Source organism: Burkholderia sp. 4M9327F10 (assembly GCF_005503145.1).
In the GTDB taxonomy this organism is placed as follows: Bacteria; Pseudomonadota; Gammaproteobacteria; order Burkholderiales; family Burkholderiaceae; genus Paraburkholderia.
Window position 1 is genome coordinate 22,452 of sequence record NZ_SCNV01000068.1, and the last position, 18,530, is coordinate 40,981.

An 18,530-nucleotide genomic window follows, 5' to 3' on the forward strand; every position below is an offset into this window, starting at 1 on the left:
CCCCGCCGTCCATCAATAGCAATCGAACACCACCTCGATCGTCTGATCGGTCACCCCCCATACGCCCGCGGTATGCACCGCAACAACGTGCAGTTGCCGGTTCTGGTCTTTGCAATACGCGGCCGCGTGCCTTACGCCAACGGTTCTCACATGGTTCCAGGACGTCAAGCCCCAGCGAGCGCGGCTCATCAGGGTCAGGTGGCCATCCTGGCGCGAGTCGATGGGCGAGACCGCGGTGCATGCCGATAGCACGCCCACGCTTGCGAGAAAGGCGCTCCGTTTCACGGCGACACCCCAGAAGAAGGAGCGAACCGTCATCAGTGCGGATCCGCGAAACCGGTAATTGAGCAAAGAATTGGACATAAGCGCTGCGCAGGAAACAGGTATAACGGCAACGCGATTGTAAGGGCGGAATGAGCTTTGCAGTGTGTCACGCCAAAAAATCGTGCCTATCCCTGCACGGTCGGCGCTGCTTGCGCCAACCTTCCGGGCATTTTTTCGAAGCAATTGCGCCAGAGGTTAAAATCCCGCGCAGATACCGTTAGCCATCAAGCAACACCACGTTGGAGTCTCCTATAGCATGCAGCGCCAAGTTCTACAGTTCGTTATCGCCGGCGTCGTCGGTTTCGTGGTGGATGCCGGCATCCTGTACCTGACCCTGGCCTTGGGTCTTGGCTACTTCGGCGGCCGCGCAGTTTCTTTCCTATGCGCCGTATGGGCTACATGGCAAATCAATCGCCGCTACACCTTCGCCTCGTCGCGCACGGAGTCGGCCTGGGTTGAATGGTGGCGCTATCTTGCTGCGATGTCGGTTGGCGGCGTCGTCAACTATGGCGCCTACAGCGCCACGGTGCTCGCACTCAAAGGTATTCCATTCTTGCCGATCGTGGCCGTGGCGGTCGGATCGCTAGCAGGCATGGTCGTCAACTTTGCCACCGCGAAGCTGTGGGTCTTCAAACAACGCTGATTGCTCGCAAACATGGCTACCGTAGAAGGCAAAATTCGCCGCGAATCGCTCTGGCGCAGGCTGCGATCCGTCGACCTCAACACGCCACGCGCCTTGGCGAGCGCTCGCGTTGCCGTCCCTTTGCTGTTCGGTCTCTGGTCGCTATGGCTGGGCCAGGACAGAAACTGGGACCTGTTCAACTATCACCTCTACAACGCCTACGCGTTTCTGCACGACAAGCTTCACACAGACTTCGCGCCTGCCGGGATGCAGACTTACTTCAATCCGGTACTCGATCTCGGCTACTACCTGCTGAACGCCTATCTGCCGGCGCCCCTCGCCGGCTTTCTCATGGGGGCGATTCACGGGCTCAACTTCGTGCTGCTGCTCGCCATTGCACGGCGCGTGCTTCCCGACCTGCCGGCCGAAGACCGCTACCGCGTACCGTTGCTACTGGCGCTCGCAGGCGTCCTGACTGCGAATTTTCTCTCCGAGCTCGGCAATACGATGGGCGACGACACGACCGCGCTATTCAGCCTCGCGTCGCTCCTCTTGCTTGTGACGTCCTGGCATCGGCTAGGCAGCGGGTCTGCGAAGTCCCTTGGTATGGCCGTGTTGGGCGGCTTGCTGGTCGGCCTTGGCATGGGTCTAAAGCTGACCAATGTGGTGTACGCGGTCGCGCTGTGCGCTTCGCTGCTGCTGTTCCCTGCAACGCCTGCCGTCCGCATTCGCCTTGTCTTCCTGTTCGGTATCGGTGTCCTGATCGGACTCGCGGTGACAGGCGGATACTGGCTTTGGAAAATGTGGGAGACCTTCGGGAATCCGACCTTCCCGCAGTTTAGTTCGGTGTTCCCGAATCCCCTGACACCAAGCGTCGGCGTAGCGGATACGAGCTGGCTGCCGAAAAGTGTGCTGGAGACCGTCTTCTGGCCGTTTCTGTTTTCGCTGCACTCCAAACGGGTGGGCCAGGTCACGCTGCATCAATGGATCTGGCCGGTGGTGTATGTCCTGTTCTGGGCATGGGTGATCGTCTCCTGCGTGCGAGCACGGCGCGCCTCTTCGCGCGGCAAGCCGCTTGATCCGCGCGCCCGCTATGTCATTGCGTTTGTGGCGCTCGGATACGCGCTGTGGGTCAAGCTCTTCAGCATCTACCGCTACGTCGTACCCATGGAGCTGCTGACGCCGCTCGTCGCCTATGTCCTTCTGACGCAGTTGTTTTCCTACCTGACGGCCCGTCGCATCGCCGCGTGGACGTTGTGTGCGACAACGCTGGTCGTGGTACTCGGTGGCGTCGAAACCTGGGGGCATGAGAGCTGGGCCAGTGAGGCGTTCCGCGCGGAAACGCCGGAGCTGGACTCGCCCAACACCACGACCGTGATTATCGTCGGCGGAGACCCCGCCTGGGGATGGCTTGCGACATTGTTCCCGCCGAGCGTCGCATTTACGCAGATTGGGGGCAACTTTCCAGGCACGCCGCTTTACGACGAGCATGTGCGGGCAATGGTGCGTCAGCGCGGCGGCCCGACCTTCGCCCTGTTTCAGACCCGATACAACTGGCGCGTCGAGTATGTCGCCAAGATGAACCGGATCGCGGACATGCTCGGACTGATCGGCAGTACCCAGGCTTGTAACCGGCTGCAGTGGGTCGTGTCCCGCCTACACCTGCATGCGAGCGTACAGTGGCTCCCCGGCGCGACGCATGAGTCGGCCTGCCAGTTGGGACTTCGCGCCGACGACGTGCGCGATCTCGAGGCAGAAAAGCGTCAACTGGCGGAGCAGGCAAGACCGGTCCTCGAGCGCAGCGGGTTTCTCATCGACCCGCTTAGCTGCACAATTCATCGGGCATATGCCGGCAAGGGCATCTATCCGTATCAGTGGTGCCGCGTCACGCTGAACAAGGCTGCGGGTTGACCTGATCCATCGGATCCATCGCTCTACCCAAGGACGGCGCGTGGTCGACGCCGTCTTTGCCCGACTTCTAAGCCTCAACCCGAAACACGGCGACCGCTTCCCTCAGCACCGTCGCCTGCTCTTCAAGCGACTTGGCAGCGGCTGCCGCCTGTTCCACCAGCGCGGCGTTGTGCTGGGTAACCTCATCGATCTGCGTAATCGCCTTGTTGACCTGGGCGATGCCCTCGCTCTGCTCGAGCGCGGCCGCTTCGATTTCACCCATGATGCCCGTCACGCGCTCGACCGACTGCATCGCTTCATGCATCGTCTTGCCCGCTTCGGCAACCAGTGACGCACCCTGCTCCACCTTGGCCGCCGACTCGCCGATCAGTTCCTTGATCTCCTTGGCCGCACCACCGGAGCGTTGCGCGAGGCTGCGCACCTCCGAGGCCACCACCGCAAATCCGCGCCCCTGCTCGCCGGCGCGTGCCGCTTCGACGGCCGCGTTCAAGGCGAGGATGTTGGTCTGAAAGGCAATGCCTTCGATCATGCCGATGATCTCGGCAACCTTGCGCGACGAGGCCGTGATGCCCTCCATCGTCTCGGTCACCCGGCCCACCACGCTGCCGCCGCGCGTCACCGTCTCCAACGCGCCATGAGCCAGCCGGTTGGCCTGCTGCGCATTGTCGGCATTCTGCTTCACCGTCGCTGACAGCTCCTCCATGCTGGCCGCGGTTTGCTCGAGCGCCGCCGCCTGCTGCTCGGTGCGCCGCGACAAGTCGGCGTTGCCTGAGGCGATCTCGTTGGCGCCCTGCGTAATTGCGCCCGTACTGCCCCGCACTTTCGAAACCGTGTCGACGAGACCATCGCGCATCTGCGTCAGCGCCGCCAGCAACTGGCCCATTTCGTTACGCGAACGGACTTTCACCGCGATCGTCAGGTCACCGGCCGCGATACGCTGGAAATGGCGAATAGTCTGGTTCACCGGTTTAAGCAGCGCCGCCGAGAGGCCGACGCGGGACATCACGCCAATCACAATCGAAATCACACCAATCGCGGCAAACAGCAACGTCGCCATGCGAAACCGTGAGGCCGCCGTTTCGGCTTCGCGCTGCTGGCTATCGGTTTCCAGTTGCTGAAGCGCGTCGATGGCTTTCGCATAAGTGGCGTAGTACCCATTGGCGGTTTCGCCCTGGATGTTGCGGAAGGTGTTGAAGTCGTTGTCGGTGAGCGCCTTGAATTCCGGTTCGATCGCCTGATCGACCAGCGCCGCTCGCGCCGTTTCCACTGCATGGGCGAGCCGCTGCTCGTCGTCGCTGCCGAAGGGACCGGCCGCGTAAGTGCGGAAGTCGTTGTTCGACTCCACCAGCACCTTATGCGCCGCCGGCAGCAGATCGTCGGTTTGCTTGCCGACACTGAACAGGGTCTCGTAACTGCCAAGCGCCAGCCGCGCCTGCAGAAGCTTCTCAGAACTGGCGTTCAGGTGCGTCAGCGCGACCGAATTGCGCTGGATATCCCCCAGACCATTGCTCGCAAGCTTGAGCGCGCCGTAGCCAACCGCAATGACAGTCAGCAGAAAAGCGACGAATACGCCAATGACCAGCGTCAACCCACCCCGGATGGTGATGTTATTCAGCATTATTTCTCCGTAACGTCCTGGCCGGGCGGCACACGGCCCAGACTCCCCGTTCGCACCTCGCCGCTTCCGGTTTATCGGCTGCTGGAGACTTCGGCTAGATAGGGGGAATCCATGACTGGCAAGGGTTTGCGGGCGTGACGGGTCACTATGTGGGACTGGAAGGCGCGACTGCTGGCGTGGTTTATCGCTGTGTCACTTTCCAGAGCATGGAGAAGGTCGCCGTTCCCATGGTGACGTAACCCGTCGACATGCAGTTATCCGATCTCGGATCACACAGAATGGTCAGCTTTTGTTTGTCGCTGAAATCGAGGTTGACTGCTGGATCGACTGCCTTGCGCTGCGCCGCCGGCAGGTTGTAAACAAAACGATAGGTCTGCTTGGGCGTTTTCGTGTGATCGCCAAGAATCACGAGGGTGCCAGTGTCTGCGGGAGCGGGGTCGAAGTGCAGTTCAGCCGTGTCGGCCATTTGCGTGACGCCCGTCATCACGACGGGCCGCGAATAGCCATCGGCAAAGGCACTGCCGGCAATAGAAAAGAGAATGAAAGCAACGGTGAGATTGCCAAACATCGGGGGTCACTCAGTCAAACAGGGAACTACGAAGTATGACGGAACTGGCGATTCTTTTCAGTGGCGCTGCGTGTGGCCGGCAGCGTCAAGCGGCAATGCATCAATATGGTCGCTGCCTGAAACTCTAGTCCGTTCCGGCCTGCTTTTCGAGGCCCGTGCGTTTCGTTTGTATAATTCGGCGTCCTCGCTCAGGCTCATCTTCATGCTTAGTTTCGCGCTCGGGTTTCTCGTCTCACTGCTGGTCACTTTGTTGATCGTGCGCTACGCGCATCTGCATGAAAAATTCTCCACCGATACCGATCTGGCGGGCGTGCAGAAATTCCACGTGCGCCCGGTACCGCGGATCGGCGGCACGGGCATCCTGATCGGCCTGGTTGCATCAGCCGCGCAACTACATCGAGCCTATCCCGCGGTCTCCAGCGGCATTCTGGGTCTGGTGGCGTGCGGTCTGCCGGCATTCGGGTCGGGACTGGTCGAAGATCTGACCAAACGCGTTTCCCCGCTGGCACGGCTCATCTGCACCATGGCGGCCGCCGCCCTTGCCTATTTCCTGCTGAATATCGCCGTCACGCGCATCAGCGCGCCGCCGCTCGACTTCCTGCTCTCGTATGCGGTGATTTCCTGCGTAGTCACTGTCCTCGCCGTCGCAGCGCTGGCGAATGCCGTCAACATCATCGACGGTTTCAACGGACTCGCGTCGATGGTCGCGTTCATGATGTTCGCGTCGTTGGCCTATGTGGCGTTCGAAGTCTCGGACCCGGTCGTGCTGTCCGCCTCGCTCATCATGATGGGCGCCGTGATGGGCTTCTTTATCTGGAACTTCCCCGCGGGCCTGATCTTTCTCGGGGACGGCGGCGCGTACTTTATCGGCTTCATGCTCGCCGAGCTGTCCATCCTGCTGGTGATGCGCAACCGCGACGTGTCGGCGTGGTACCCGGTGCTGCTGTTCATGTATCCGATCTTCGAGACCTGCTTCTCGATCTACCGCAAGAAGTTCATCAGGGGCATGTCGCCCGGCATTCCCGATGGCGTGCACCTGCATATGCTGGTCTACAAGCGCCTGATGCGCTGGGCCGTGGGTGCACGCACCGCGCGCGAACTGACACGGCGCAATTCGCTGACCTCACCGTATCTGTGGCTGCTTTGCCTGATAGCCGTGATTCCCGCCACCTTGTTCTGGAGGCACACGCTGCATCTGTTCTGCTTTGTGATGGTGTTTGCCGCGACCTACGTCTGGCTGTATGTCAGTATCGTGCGCTTCAAGTCGCCGCGTTGGCTCGTGGTACGGAAGGGTCGGCGGTCGTAAAAAAAGGCGCTTATAGCGCCTTTTTCGTGTTCCTCTAGCGCTGCGGTCCAGCGCACGCTCTACGAGTTCGATACTTCAATTACAGTGCAGCGCGCAACGGAGTCGCCGAAGGCACGCTCTCCAGCGGCGGCGCCAGAGTGGGCTGATATTCGGGCACCCAGCGGCGCAGGTCACGCCGCACTTCGTGGTCAGCCAGCACACGGTGCTGCATCAACCACGGCAGCAGTTCATCCAGGAGGTTATCCGGTACGCCGCGCGCCTGCGCAATGCGCAGCTTCGGATGCGGCGTGCGCGTGGTCGTCTCGTCGTCGGCGAGCAACTCCTCATATAGCTTCTCGCCCGGGCGCAATCCGGTAAAGACAATCCGGATGTGTTCTTCGCTGAAACCGTAGAGACGGATCAGGTCACGCGCCAGATCGACGATCTTGACCGGCTCGCCCATATCAAGAATGAAGATCTCGCCGCCACGCCCCATGCTCGACGCCTGCAACACCAGTTGCGAAGCCTCAGGGATGGTCATGAAGAAGCGCGTGATTTCCGGGTGCGTCACCGTAACCGGGCCACCCTTGGCGATCTGCTGCTGGAATTTCGGAATCACGCTGCCCGCGCTGCCAAGCACATTGCCGAAGCGCACCGTCTCGAACTGAGTCCGCGTGCTGGTTTGCTGCAGGGCCTGGCAAGCCATCTCGGCGAGCCGCTTGCTCGCCCCCATCACATTGGTCGGATTGACCGCCTTGTCAGTGGAGATCAGAACGAAGTGCCTCACGTCGTGACGGATCGCCGCGCGTCCCACGCGGTAGGTGCCCAGCACGTTGTTGCGAACCGCCTGCCACGCGTTCTGCTCTTCCATCAACGGCACATGCTTATAGGCCGCTGCGTGAAAGAGAATGTGCGGCGCATGCCGCGACAATACCTGGTCGAGCAGCAGCGAATCCTTGGCGTCTCCGATCACGGGGACTACCGGCAAACCGGGGAAGCGATCGTGCAGCTCTTCCGTGAGCTTGTACATCGCGTACTCGGACAAGTCGAACGCGACCAGTTGGGCCGGCTCGAAGCGCAAGATCTGGCGACACAGTTCCGAGCCAATCGAGCCACCCGCTCCCGTCACCATCACGACGCGATTACGCAGCAGCGCTTCGACGTGCGGCGTATCGATATTGACGGGATCGCGGCCCAACAGATCTTCAAGGTCAATTTGCCGTACCCGCGACAGGAACGCCTGGCCTTGCGTCAGCGTGGTCAGGGCCGGCAGGACCATGGCGCGAACGCCAGCCCGCACGCATAGCGTCGCCACACGGCGCTGCGCTTCCACGGACGCAGAGGGGATCGCGATGATCGCGTATTCCGTCTTGAGCGACTCCGCCAGTTGCGGCAACTCGCTGATAGCGCCGAGCACCTTGTAGCCGTAGATTTCGCGGCCGTGCTTGGCAACATCGTCGTCCAGCAGGCCGACGAGACGCCACTCGCTCGAACGCGACAGTTCGCGGGCGAGGCTCGCGCCCGCCGACCCCGCGCCGAGGACAACAACAGGCTTACCTTGTCCGACCAGCCCACCGTAAAGATAAAACTCCTTGGTCGCGCGGTAGAGCGCGCGCGAGCCGCCCATGACAAGGAACAACAGCAATGGGGAAACCAATAGCACGGAGCGCGGGACGATCGGCACCGGCTGAATCATCACCGAGGTCACCATGGCGACCAGCGCGCCGGCGAGGACTGCCTTCGAGATCCGCATGAGGTCCGGCAGGCTCGCAAACACCCACATGCCGCGGTACAGGCCAAAGATGCGGAACATCACACCGTAGACCGGCAGCACCCAAAGGAGCGTATGCAACGCGCCGTCCCGGAAGTCTGCCGGAACGGTGCCGTTGAAACGGATGAGGTAAGCCGACAACCAGGCGCCCGCGACCGCAAAAAGGTCGAACAGGAAAGCGCTGAGCGAAAGCAATGAGGCTTTATTTTTTAACATCAGCGTCATACCTCAGAGGATTGTTCAGACAGTGTTGATTGGAAACGACGCCAACGCAGATCCACTGCCACGCCCATCAGACAGAGAACGACGATCCACGCGGCGACAACGCACCATTGAACAGCCGGAGGGAGGCCAAGCGTGTAAGTAGCAAGCATTATGCCCGCAGCCATCACGGCATACCATACCAATGCCGTCCTGGCATGGCCCAACCCCGAACGCACCATACGCTGATAGTAATGCTCCCGGTGCGCTTGCCAAAACTTTTCGCCGCGCAATACGCGCCGCAACAAGGTAATCGATGCATCGGTAATAAACGGCGCAAAGACCAGCACCGGGAACCAGACCGGCCAGACGCCATGAGCCCAGCCCCAGTAACCCAGTGCGCCAGCGAGAAAGCCCAGGGAGATCGAACCGGCGTCGCCGAGGAAAATCCGCGCCGGGTGGAAATTAAACAACAGGAACCCTAGTGCCGCCCCCGCCACCAGGGCGCAGGCGAGAGCCAGTTCGGGCAGCGGCTGGGCGCTCGTCAGCGCTGCCAGGGCATAGCCACCGAAGCCGAACAGCGCCATGCCGCCGGCCAGACCGTCGGCGCCATCCATGAAGTTGTAAAGATTGACCAGCCAGATCATCAAGAATGACAAGGCAGCAAGCATCAGCCAGGGCGCCTGGGCCGGATTGAGAACGACGAAGCCAACGACTGCGATCAGGTGAGCGGCGAACCGGACCCGCGCCGGCAGTCCGCGCCGGTCATCGATCTGGGAGACGGCAGCAAGGAACGCCGCCGCCACCGCCGCACACCAGAGGCCCGGTGACAGCAGCAGAATGCCGAGCACCGCGACCGGCACGATGCCCCAGCCGCCGACCCGTGGCGTGGGCCGCACGTGCAGCGAACGGTCGTTCGGGATGTCGGTAGCGAGCCGCCAGGCGAGGCCGCTCTTCAGCAACACGAACAGAATCAGCGCACAGGCCCCCGATGCCACCAGAGCGGCCAGGGCGGGGAGGGTCCAGGGTGTAGTCGCGAGGGCTTGCATGTCCATGGACGATCTCAATGCGTCGCTCGATACCAACGGGCCGTCTCGGCGAGCCCATGGTCGAAGGAAGAAGGCGGCTGCCAGCCCAGCACCGCGCGAATGTGGCTCGTATCGAGCTGCAAACTGCCGATCAGACGGTCGACCTGGGCCGAGCGGCCAGTCAGCCGACCCGCCAGGCGCAACCAGCCCGCCGGCACCGGAACCAGCCGGGCTGGCGCCTGCAGGTGCCGGCCGAGCGCGCGAGCCAGCCCGGCGACGGTCGGATCCTCGCCGTCGGTGACGTGGAAACACTGCCCCGCCGCTCGCGGGTCGAGCGAACAGCGCGCCAACGCGTCGGCCAGGTTGTCGACATAGACCATGCTGCGCTTCGCCTCGATAGCGCCGAGCGGCAACGGCAGGCCCTTGGCGATGGCGGCCATCAGGCGCAGGAAATTGGCGCGCACGTCTGGCCCGTAGACCAGCGGCGGGCGGACGATCACGATCTCCAGCCCGGACGCTTCACCATAGCGCACGAGCGCCTGCTCGGCCTCGTATTTGGACTGGCCATAGGGATCCTGCGGCAGCGGCGTATCGTCCTCGCGTAACGGGCGGCCCCTGTCGGACTCCGCTATCGCCTTGATGCTGCTGACAAAAACCATCCGCCGCGCGCCTTTTGCGTGGGCAGCCTGCGCGACTCGCAGCGCACCCTCGACGTTCGTCGCGCGAAATTCGGCCAGCGGATCGGACGCGACGTCGCGCATGACGTGGACGCGCGCCGCGAGGTGCACCACGCAGTCAGCATGCAGGTGCTCCGGCCAGGCCTGCGTCATACCGGCAAAGTTTTCGCCGGCATGCACCCACTCCCTGGTTCCGGCAGGGCAACCGCCGGGCTGGCGAATCAGGCCAGTCACTTCATGCCCGCCCTGCAACAGGGCACGGCAAAGGGCCCGCCCGACAAAACCGTTCGCCCCGGTGACGAGAATCCGGCTCATAGCCACTTCCAGCCGAAACGGTTGAAGAACTTGAACGCCGAAGCCACGAACATCTGGATATGCGACGAGCCTTTGCGCGCAGCGCCGCCGCCATGGTGCAGCACCCGCACCTCGGGTGCATAGACGACGCGCGCACGCTCATGGGTGCGCAAGCTCAGGTCGTAGTCTTCAAAGTAGAGGAAGTAGCGGGGATCGAAGCCTGCGAGGCCCTTCAGCAATTCGGTGCGGAACAGCATAAAGCAGCCGCTGACGATAGGCGGGTCCCAGACTACGTCACGGTCGTTGATCACATCGCGCATTTCGTAGCGCGAGAGGCGCCGCGCAAACAGGCGTCGGATCTGGTCCGGCAGAAAGCCTCTGACAAACAGGTCGAGCAGGGTCGGATAACGGCGGCACAGGTACTGAAGACGCCCCTCGTCGTCGCCGATGCGTGGCGTCAACAGGCCCGCCTCGGGGTGCTTCGCGAAGAAATCGAGCGCGTTCACGAGGGCATTCGCGTCGAGATCGATGTCCGGGTTCAGGACGAGGTGATAGCGGCTCACCGAGCGCTCGATTGCCAGATTGTGACCTCGCCCGTATCCGACGTTGCCGTGGCCGCTGATCGTCTCGGAGGCAATGCCGCGATCCTGCAAGGCTTGCAGGTCTGCGGAGAGGTCTGGCAGTCCGCCGTTGTCGACCAGATAAAGGGTGGCAGTGAATGCGGGGGTTTTGACGCGCAGCGCATTGCAGGCGGCCTCCAGACTCGACAAGGTGCGGGTCAGGAGCGCGAGGTCCGGCCGGTAGACGACGACGGACACGGACAAGCTATCGTTCTCGGAGCGCGGCGCGTGGGTAGCAGTCATGTGCGAAAAGTGAATGCCGTCTTAGCGACACTTATGTATGTTTAGCCCGCGACAAGCCCCCAATTTTGCTCAAATTGGGGAGGTTCGGCAACCTGGCTTGCGTTTTGTTACGGCACGCAGCGCTCTTGTAAAATTTGGGGCTACGCGCGTCGTGCGGTCTGCCGTCAGGACTTGCCTTGGGTCCCGACGAGTTCCATAGAGCGCAGTTTGAACGATCTCAGGCGATTGTCAGCATCGATCTGCGGGACGAAAGGAACGTGCTCGTCAACTGTCAAATTGACCTTGAAAGGCTGCACTGTTGGGTAGGCTTGGCAGGTCAAAGGCAACGTGACCACCCATATCCCAGCATTGTCAAGCGAGAGCGTCTGGTCCAGGCAACCGGGGCTAGTCAAATGAAGCAAGGCTTGCTTCGGGGCAATGCCCTTAACAAGCTCGACCGGCACCTCGAACGTCATCCGCAGGACGTTCTCGTTTGAGCGCCTGAGCATTACCGCCGCATCTACGCCTACCCACGCGTCCCGGTTGCTTTCTCTCTGGAATATACCTCGTCGGTGCGCATAGTCCTCACGCGCAAAATCAATAGCGCTCGATAGGTTTGCTGGATTGCTGTCTTCCGGTGTGAATGGGGGATAAGGTTGGACGGTGTCCAGCTTGTATAACGCTCCACCATCTATCTTTAGCAGCGTCTGGTACGCAGATCTGTCGAGTACTGCATGAATCGACGACTGGTCTATCCCCTCGGCATACATGTCCGTGACGAAATATTTATTCCCAAGCTCATTGATTTTGGAGACAGGCCAGTGGTCAATATTCATGAACTGACGCTGCGAAAACAGCGCAACCACCGGTGCCTGCCACCAACCCGAGCCAAAAATCGTGGCGTCCTGCGGAAGTGCTCGCACCTTGTCGGCGACCCGATACATATCCAACGCGTAGCCCGGTGACTGAGGGGGATGCGCAACCGATTCACCGCTGCGGACGAGTTGCAGTTGGCATACGATAACGGGAATCAGCGCCAGCAACATCGCCGCGCGCGCACCTTTCGCTCTGGTGACCGAAGCCTCGGAACCCTCTGACGGACGCCGCCATGCCGCGGCAAGCACTGCGACGATCAGGCACTGCAGCAACAGGAAGCCGTCGAGGATACGGCGCAGCCACGTCATCGCCGTCGGGCTCATGAACAGCCACCAATAGAAATAGAGGCCGGTCACTGCGACGAGCGTCCACAGAACCAGACGCGCATTGGCGCTCCTTCTGCGGTCGCGCGCCAGGATGACACCAACGACGATCGGCACGACGATACCGATCGCAAGCCACGGGGCCGCTACACCCGTCAGGTCGGCAAGAATGGATAGGTGATGTACACCCTTCCTCAGGAATCCTTCTGCTGCATCCGTTCGATTCGCTCCGGACTGTGCACGAATCTGAGCCAATTGAAACCGCCACCAGTGGACATAGTCACGGACACTGCCTACCTCGACCAGCCGAAAGACTTCCCAAGCGACAACGGGCATTGTGAAGCCGGCGCACAGAAGCCCTAAACGCCGAAACTTGTTGGGTTGCGCAAGCAATGTGCAACCAAGGACAACCATCGCCGGAGCAACGCAAACAAGCGCTACGACCTTCGTAAGATAAGCCATCCCGAACAACAGCCCAACAGAAAACAGTCTCGCGTGGCTAAGGTTCTTGTGCGATTCGGCTGAGGCCAGAACGGCAAGCGCCGCAAGGAACCAGACCATCACCGGTACCTCGCCATAGCCGTTCATCGAATATTCGACAAATCCGGGTGTCGCCACGCAGACCATCACCCCAAACAGCGCGAGCCACAGCGGCGCACCGACACGACGGAGCAGAACCACCATCACGCAAACCAGCGCCGCGATATAGACAAGGTTGACGACCTGACTCGTGAACGGCGTGATCCCGCCCAGCCAGAACGCAATGGCGGCAGGCAAGATAAATGGCCCGTCGGTCTGCGCGGGAAACGGGAAGAACCGATCGTAGAAGAATCCGTAACCGTGGCCGTGCAGGAACGACGCAGCGGTATTGAGATTCATCGCGCCATCGAAGCTCGGCGGCGCGACGATCGCGTATCGCACCAAACCGAGGAAGGTCCACGCGATGATCCCGCTAAACAGCACGCTTGCCACAATCGCGACGACCGACGCCTTCGCTCGATTCGATGCATCCATGTGAGTATTGATTGGGTGAATGGTGGCGCTGCGGAACCGCGAGAAAAGCGGCAGCGCCTCGAACCCGAAACATCGGGACCCAGCGCTTGGCCGCCTCAAAATTCACTGACGCCTACCAACGGACATCGCGCCAGATCGGTTATCCGTTCCGTCAAACGCTCTGTTATCGAACGGCCGCGATGAATCCAGTAGCTGGGACTACATCGAAGCGAGGAAATTTCGACCCCGTCACCGGCGCAATGTGGAGGATGGTCCAGGGACCGACAGGTAGGCGAAGCGTTTAGCCTCAAGTCGGCCTTTGGTCACTGTATCGAGCACAAGTCCGCACACGAGGAATAGAAACCCAAGCAATGCCAGTGCGACGCAAAGCAGCGCGGTGGGCATGCGTGGTACCAATCCGGTCTTCATATAGGTTTCGAAGATTGGAACGGCCAGCACGACCGACAACAGCAGACTCGCGGCGAAACAGATGGAAAAGAAGGCCAAGGGGCGCTCAAGCTTAAACAGCTTGAGAATGGTCATCAAAATCCTGAAGCCATCGCGGTAAGTATTGAGCTTGCTGACGGAGCCTTCTGGTCGACTTCCGTAGTGAGTGTCTACCTCAGCCACGGGCATGCGCAACTCAAGCGCATGTACGGCGAGTTCGGTTTCGGTTTCGAAGCCTTCGGCGTGCGCCGGAAACGACTTTACGTAGCGGCGAGAAAAGATGCGATATCCAGACAGCATGTCCTTGAACGTACGGCCAAAGATCGACGCTGCGAAGCCCGTCAACATGACATTACCCAGCCGATGGCCAGTCCGGTAGGCTGCAACTTCGTCAGAAACACGGCAACCCACTACCATGTCGAGGCCATCATTGACCAGCGTCTCAATCAACTGCGGTGCGACACTCGCGTCATACGTGTTGTCTCCGTCGACCATCACGTAAACATCGGCGTCTACATCTCCGAACATTCGGCGAATAACGTTGCCTTTGCCCTGCAGAGCAACTCGCCGAACCTGGGCACCAGCCGCCAACGCGACCTCTGCGGTGCCGTCAGTTGAGTTGTTATCGAACACGTATATTCGGGCGTTCGGCAGGTACTGCCGAAAGTCCGCAACAACCTGCGCGATGGTGCTCGCTTCGTTATAGCACGGCAAGATGACCGCAACATCGTGATCCACTTCGTCCCTCTGTCTATCGATTGGTGTCGCTGGGGGCAACAGATTTCGCTCACGGTATCGCCGAGCAGCGGCCACCCAAACACGGTTAAACGTTCGAAAGCCGACATCATACCTGCCCCGACGATTGAAATGCTCGGCGAACAGCGAGAATGATGCGGATTCAGGCAAAAAAACAACCACTTACCAACTCGACGAAACCCCCAAGCACCCACTGGCGACGCATATTCCAACGCCCAGAATAGAAACGCCGCGACGCGTATCTCACCGCAGAAATGATTCGCCTAATGGGCAGCCCGCTACAACCAGTGAGCGGCCTGGAAAACTCAGATATTTGATGAATAAAAAGCAAATTCGCAAAAGTCAAGAGTCGCTTTATCGACATAGGTTAATCAGCGTTAAATCAACCCTCAATCCACGCTGTCCTCCGTAAGCACCGGCGCCGTAAATTACGAAATCGTGACCAGCCTACGGAATCCAAGGGACACGAAAGGCGGCTTTTGACTTCGCTATAATCGCAACCTGCGACCCGCGAGGGAACAGCCCCGGGAACCCTCCGACACCGTGAGCCATCGCCCCGGCTGGCATACGTAGCCGATTTCGAAAGTTGATGAAAATACGCCCAGTTGTCGTTCATTACCACCTCTTCAAAAACGCTGGCACCACGGTGGACAGCATTCTGAATCGGAAATTTCCCGGGGAAACTCACGGCCACATCGAGGGCCCGTATCCCTGGTCCGTAGTGAGTCCGGATGATATCCTGGCATATGCACTCGGCAACCCGGCGCTCCGAGCGATCTCCAGTCATCAGGCACGATTGCCGTTGCCGCAGCATCCCGACGTGCTCTTCCTGCCAATCCTGTTTCTTCGTCACCCTATCGACCGCTTTGCGTCCGTCTACGATTTCGAGCGGCGGCAGCCCGCAGACAGCGCGAGCCCAAGTGTCGCTATTGCCCGCAACGGCGGACTGGCCGCGTTTGCCAACTGGGCCGTGGAGCGCGAATCGACTGCGGTTTGCCGCAACTTTCAGGTGGCGCACCTAGCCAGTACCCAACTCGACATGCGCAAGGCGCGCAGTACGCATGTCGACTATCTTCAGGCCTTGGCTCACTTAAGAAGCCTTCCATTCTTCGGGTTAGTCGAGTCGTTCGAGGAATCCATGAAGGGGCTGCAAGACTTTCTGCGGCCTCATATCGGCGAACTCAACCTTGAATTTACGATCCAGAACGGCAGCCCGGGACGCAAAGCGACGTTAGAGGAGCGCCTCGAGCATATAGAAAGCGAACTCGGAGCTTCGCTTTATCGTGAATTGCTTGAGCGCAATGCACTCGACATGCTGCTCTATCGCGAAGCACAGCAACTGTTCGCGATGATCCGAGGCAGACAGCAAGCATCGACGCAACCATCGGGGACACCCAAATCCGCTTGGGGGCGAATTCTCCAGAGAATTCAACCCAGTCGATAAAGGCAACCACACCGGAAAGATTCGGCGGCGGCCGCACGCTTGCTGCTGACGAGCGGCAAAGAAACAACAGGTTCGAGTTCGAGCCCGCCAAACAACGCGCTTTATTGCCAGACGAGCTGCGTCGAGAGTCGCGAGCGCGCAGCCCGGAAATAAGACACTCCCCGCACGGGATAAGGCTTCCATCCCTTCACGCAAATTCCGCGGTAAGAGATTACGCACCTCCGCGTAAGACATTACAAATCACAAGAAAGGAATTCGGCTAGAAATCGCCAGCTCAGATGTGGGACAAGCTGCTTGCTACGACATTGGCATGTGTGTAGCCTATGCACAACCATGTAAGTTTTATTTCCATTCCTTACACACATCCTACAATTTTCCCAGTGTGACATCGGCCAAATGCCCCCTCTCCCTGTCTATCCTGCGTCGACTCATCTGAAGGCGTGGCCAGCGCTGATCTCGTCGAAATATTCGAAAAGTCGCTCCCTCAGAGAGGTAATTGAAAGCCACGAAAATAACTACACTTTAATTCGCGCATTTCTGGCGGCCAGTGTTATCTATTTTCACTCCTTTCACTTGGTTAAGGCAGATGGTTATGCAGATCATCTGAGCGGGGCGCTTTCTCCGATTACCCAAGTAGGCGGTCTGGCGGTGCAGGCGTTTTTTTTCCTCAGCGGACTGTTCGTGACGCAAAGCTTCTGTCGCGACCCGAGTATTCGTAATTTCATCATTAAACGAGTCTTGCGCATTTGGCCAGGATATTTTGTATGCCTTGCAATCACAGCTTTACTTTGCGTTGCGGCATCCACGCATGGAAAATTTCTTCATTATTTGGTCTTTGACGGATTTTATAAATATATATTGAGCAATTCAATTTTCCATTTCACCTGGGAAATTAATGGAATTTTCACCACACATCAAGACGCGACCATCAATGGCTCAATTCACACACTTCCGCTTGAAGCCAAGATGTATGTTGTACTCGGATGTATGGGCTTGCTCGGGATGCTTTCCAAGGCGTACCGCATCGTATTGGCTGGGTTCGCTCTTATAGCACTAGCCTTCGTGCCGGCTGCTTTGAATTCCCTGCCAATCAACCTTTTCGATGAGCCGTATAGCCGCGCGGCGGGCGTAATGTTCCTGGCTGGCGTGATCACCTTCGGCGCGGCCAATTGGATCAAACCGCGTCTCTGGCAGGGTGCAGCTTTCGCTATTCTAACAGCCATCACATCGAGCTTTCTTCATCTCATTTGCTTCTATTTGGCCGTCATCTGGGTTTTGCTGTACCTAGGACAAATGTCGTCATTGGCGAAGTTCGTGCGCCCACGCCAGGATCTGAGTTACGGAATCTATCTGTACGGATTTCCATGTCAGCAGATGGTACTTTCGACAACGACACCGCATTTAAATCCGTATGCGCTAACCGTTGCGTCGCTGGCCCTAGCCTCGATCTTGGCTGCCGCGAGTTGGAGGTTCATTGAGGAGCCTGCCATCGCTCTAGGAAAGACTCTGTCGAAAGTAAAGTTCACCGTATTGAGAACGCCACGTCTAAAAATACAGTTACCGACGGCCCGCGAGACGCGAGTGAGCATTGGAATCGCGTTCTTGCTGCTGGCGTGCATAGCAATGAAATTTGTCGCCGAGACGTACGATTTAGTACCAGTTGTTCCAATGCAGACCCATCTCGTCGACTTTGGACCGAAACAAAGCAAAGCAGGCAATCCTATCAATCCCCAGCCAGATGGAAGTTCGGCCATCTGGATAAAGCTTGACTCAACGCCAAGCGCAGACACGATGATTGTTTTTGCAGGCAGACAGATACAGACGCAGATCGATTCCGGGTTTGCAACTGGAACGGTTGACGCCGATTTGTTGAAGCATGCGGGCGACAAGTCCCTGTTCCTTGAATATAGGACCGCCGACCAGATACAGCGCTCGAATGTACAAACCCTGCACGTCGTTCGGTGATGCTGGACCGGCGAGGAATCCACGCGGGGCCCCAAAAGGCGCTGGGCGGACCAGAGGTATGCAGCCCAAACTTCGCTGTGCGCGTTGATATAGCAGGGTTTGCATTCATGGCGGGAACTGTGCGCAAGTTTCTTTGGGAGCGCGACAAACCTCCGGTGACGAGGTACGCTGCCGGCTGGCCTCTTGAGCGCACTAATCTAGTACGACGATTTCTTTTTTCGCTGACAGGTGGTCACACCCGAGATTTTCGGACACAATCAATGCCGTTTTTACAAGGCGGGACTCCCAGCCTCAATCACGCGCCGCGTTCGCCAGCATGGTTCACCAACAATGAATGATACATACGAGACCCCTTCGCCAAATGCAGAGCTGCAAGCAAGGGCAGAAATCGCTCCAAACTCTGTCCGCCGGATGGCGAAATTAGCCTCGCCGTTGCTAATAGCCACTATTATCCTCGTCGCCTTCAACTCAATAGTCGGGCCTGCAAAATTCAGTTTGCCTGACGCACGACGCCGATCGGGCATTTTGTCGGCGCAGGAAGGTTAGGCCGCCGGAAGCGTCCGCTGCGCAAGCAGCGGATGCGAC

14 protein-coding genes are annotated in these 18,530 nt (G+C 59.4%); 5 read left to right on the top strand and 9 right to left on the bottom strand.

All coding sequences use genetic code 11. The annotated features are described in order from the left end of the window. Positions 1 to 12: 12 nt before the first annotated feature. Positions 13 to 318 (bottom strand): hypothetical protein, encoded by a 306-nt coding sequence (locus tag FFS45_RS35745; protein WP_249363061.1) that lies wholly within the window; start codon positions 316 to 318, stop codon positions 13 to 15. 262 nt (positions 319 to 580) lie between these two features. Here FFS45_RS35745 and FFS45_RS35750 point away from each other — a divergent pair, with 262 nt between their 5' ends. Continuing rightward, positions 581 to 967 carry a GtrA family protein gene (locus tag FFS45_RS35750; RefSeq protein ID WP_137959348.1) on the top strand — a complete coding sequence of 129 codons (387 nt, stop codon included), beginning with the start codon at positions 581 to 583 and terminating at the stop codon, positions 965 to 967. A gap of 12 nt (positions 968 to 979) precedes the next feature. Beyond that, positions 980 to 2,857 (top strand): glycosyltransferase 87 family protein, encoded by a 1,878-nt coding sequence (locus tag FFS45_RS35755; protein ID WP_137959349.1) that lies wholly within the window; start codon positions 980 to 982, stop codon positions 2,855 to 2,857. Positions 2,858 to 2,924: 67 nt separating this feature from the next. Here the strand turns inward: FFS45_RS35755 and FFS45_RS35760 are convergent, their stop codons facing one another. Together FFS45_RS35760 and FFS45_RS35765 are read right to left on the bottom strand one after the other, a co-directional pair. Further along, positions 2,925 to 4,475 (bottom strand): methyl-accepting chemotaxis protein, encoded by a 1,551-nt coding sequence (locus FFS45_RS35760; protein WP_137959350.1) that lies wholly within the window; start codon positions 4,473 to 4,475, stop codon positions 2,925 to 2,927. Positions 4,476 to 4,656: 181 nt separating this feature from the next. Continuing rightward, complete coding sequence (locus tag FFS45_RS35765; protein ID WP_137959351.1) at positions 4,657 to 5,043, bottom strand: hypothetical protein; 387 nt, start codon at positions 5,041 to 5,043, stop codon at positions 4,657 to 4,659. A 202-nt stretch (positions 5,044 to 5,245) separates the two neighbouring features. Here FFS45_RS35765 and FFS45_RS35770 point away from each other — a divergent pair, with 202 nt between their 5' ends. Beyond that, complete coding sequence (locus FFS45_RS35770) at positions 5,246 to 6,349, top strand: glycosyltransferase (protein ID WP_137959352.1); 1,104 nt, start codon at positions 5,246 to 5,248, stop codon at positions 6,347 to 6,349. A gap of 79 nt (positions 6,350 to 6,428) precedes the next feature. Here the strand turns inward: FFS45_RS35770 and FFS45_RS35775 are convergent, their stop codons facing one another. The 6 genes from FFS45_RS35775 to FFS45_RS35800 form a co-directional block, all read right to left on the bottom strand. Then, positions 6,429 to 8,315: a nucleoside-diphosphate sugar epimerase/dehydratase gene (locus FFS45_RS35775; RefSeq protein ID WP_137959353.1), complete on the bottom strand. Its 1,887-nt coding sequence runs from the start codon at positions 8,313 to 8,315 to the stop codon at positions 6,429 to 6,431. 5 nt (positions 8,316 to 8,320) lie between these two features. Next, entirely contained in the window at positions 8,321 to 9,355 is a 1,035-nt protein-coding gene (locus FFS45_RS35780) for a glycosyltransferase family 4 protein (protein WP_137959364.1), read from the bottom strand. Positions 9,356 to 9,363: 8 nt separating this feature from the next. Then, positions 9,364 to 10,320: an SDR family oxidoreductase gene (locus tag FFS45_RS35785; RefSeq protein ID WP_137959354.1), complete on the bottom strand. Its 957-nt coding sequence runs from the start codon at positions 10,318 to 10,320 to the stop codon at positions 9,364 to 9,366. Continuing rightward, positions 10,317 to 11,162 carry a glycosyltransferase family 2 protein gene (locus FFS45_RS35790; protein WP_137959355.1) on the bottom strand — a complete coding sequence of 282 codons (846 nt, stop codon included), beginning with the start codon at positions 11,160 to 11,162 and terminating at the stop codon, positions 10,317 to 10,319. Before FFS45_RS35790 ends, FFS45_RS35785 begins: the two co-directional genes overlap by 4 nt. A 164-nt stretch (positions 11,163 to 11,326) precedes the next feature. Beyond that, complete coding sequence (locus FFS45_RS35795; RefSeq protein ID WP_137959356.1) at positions 11,327 to 13,354, bottom strand: hypothetical protein; 2,028 nt, start codon at positions 13,352 to 13,354, stop codon at positions 11,327 to 11,329. A gap of 228 nt (positions 13,355 to 13,582) precedes the next feature. After that, positions 13,583 to 14,518: a glycosyltransferase family 2 protein gene (locus FFS45_RS35800; protein WP_137959357.1), complete on the bottom strand. Its 936-nt coding sequence runs from the start codon at positions 14,516 to 14,518 to the stop codon at positions 13,583 to 13,585. A gap of 607 nt (positions 14,519 to 15,125) precedes the next feature. Here FFS45_RS35800 and FFS45_RS35805 point away from each other — a divergent pair. Further along, complete coding sequence (locus FFS45_RS35805) at positions 15,126 to 15,980, top strand: sulfotransferase family 2 domain-containing protein (RefSeq protein ID WP_137959358.1); 855 nt, start codon at positions 15,126 to 15,128, stop codon at positions 15,978 to 15,980. Positions 15,981 to 16,376: 396 nt separating this feature from the next. After that, on the top strand, positions 16,377 to 17,945 hold the full coding sequence (locus tag FFS45_RS35810; RefSeq protein ID WP_137959359.1) for an acyltransferase: 1,569 nt from the start codon (positions 16,377 to 16,379) through the stop codon (positions 17,943 to 17,945). Positions 17,946 to 18,530: the final 585 nt, after the last annotated feature.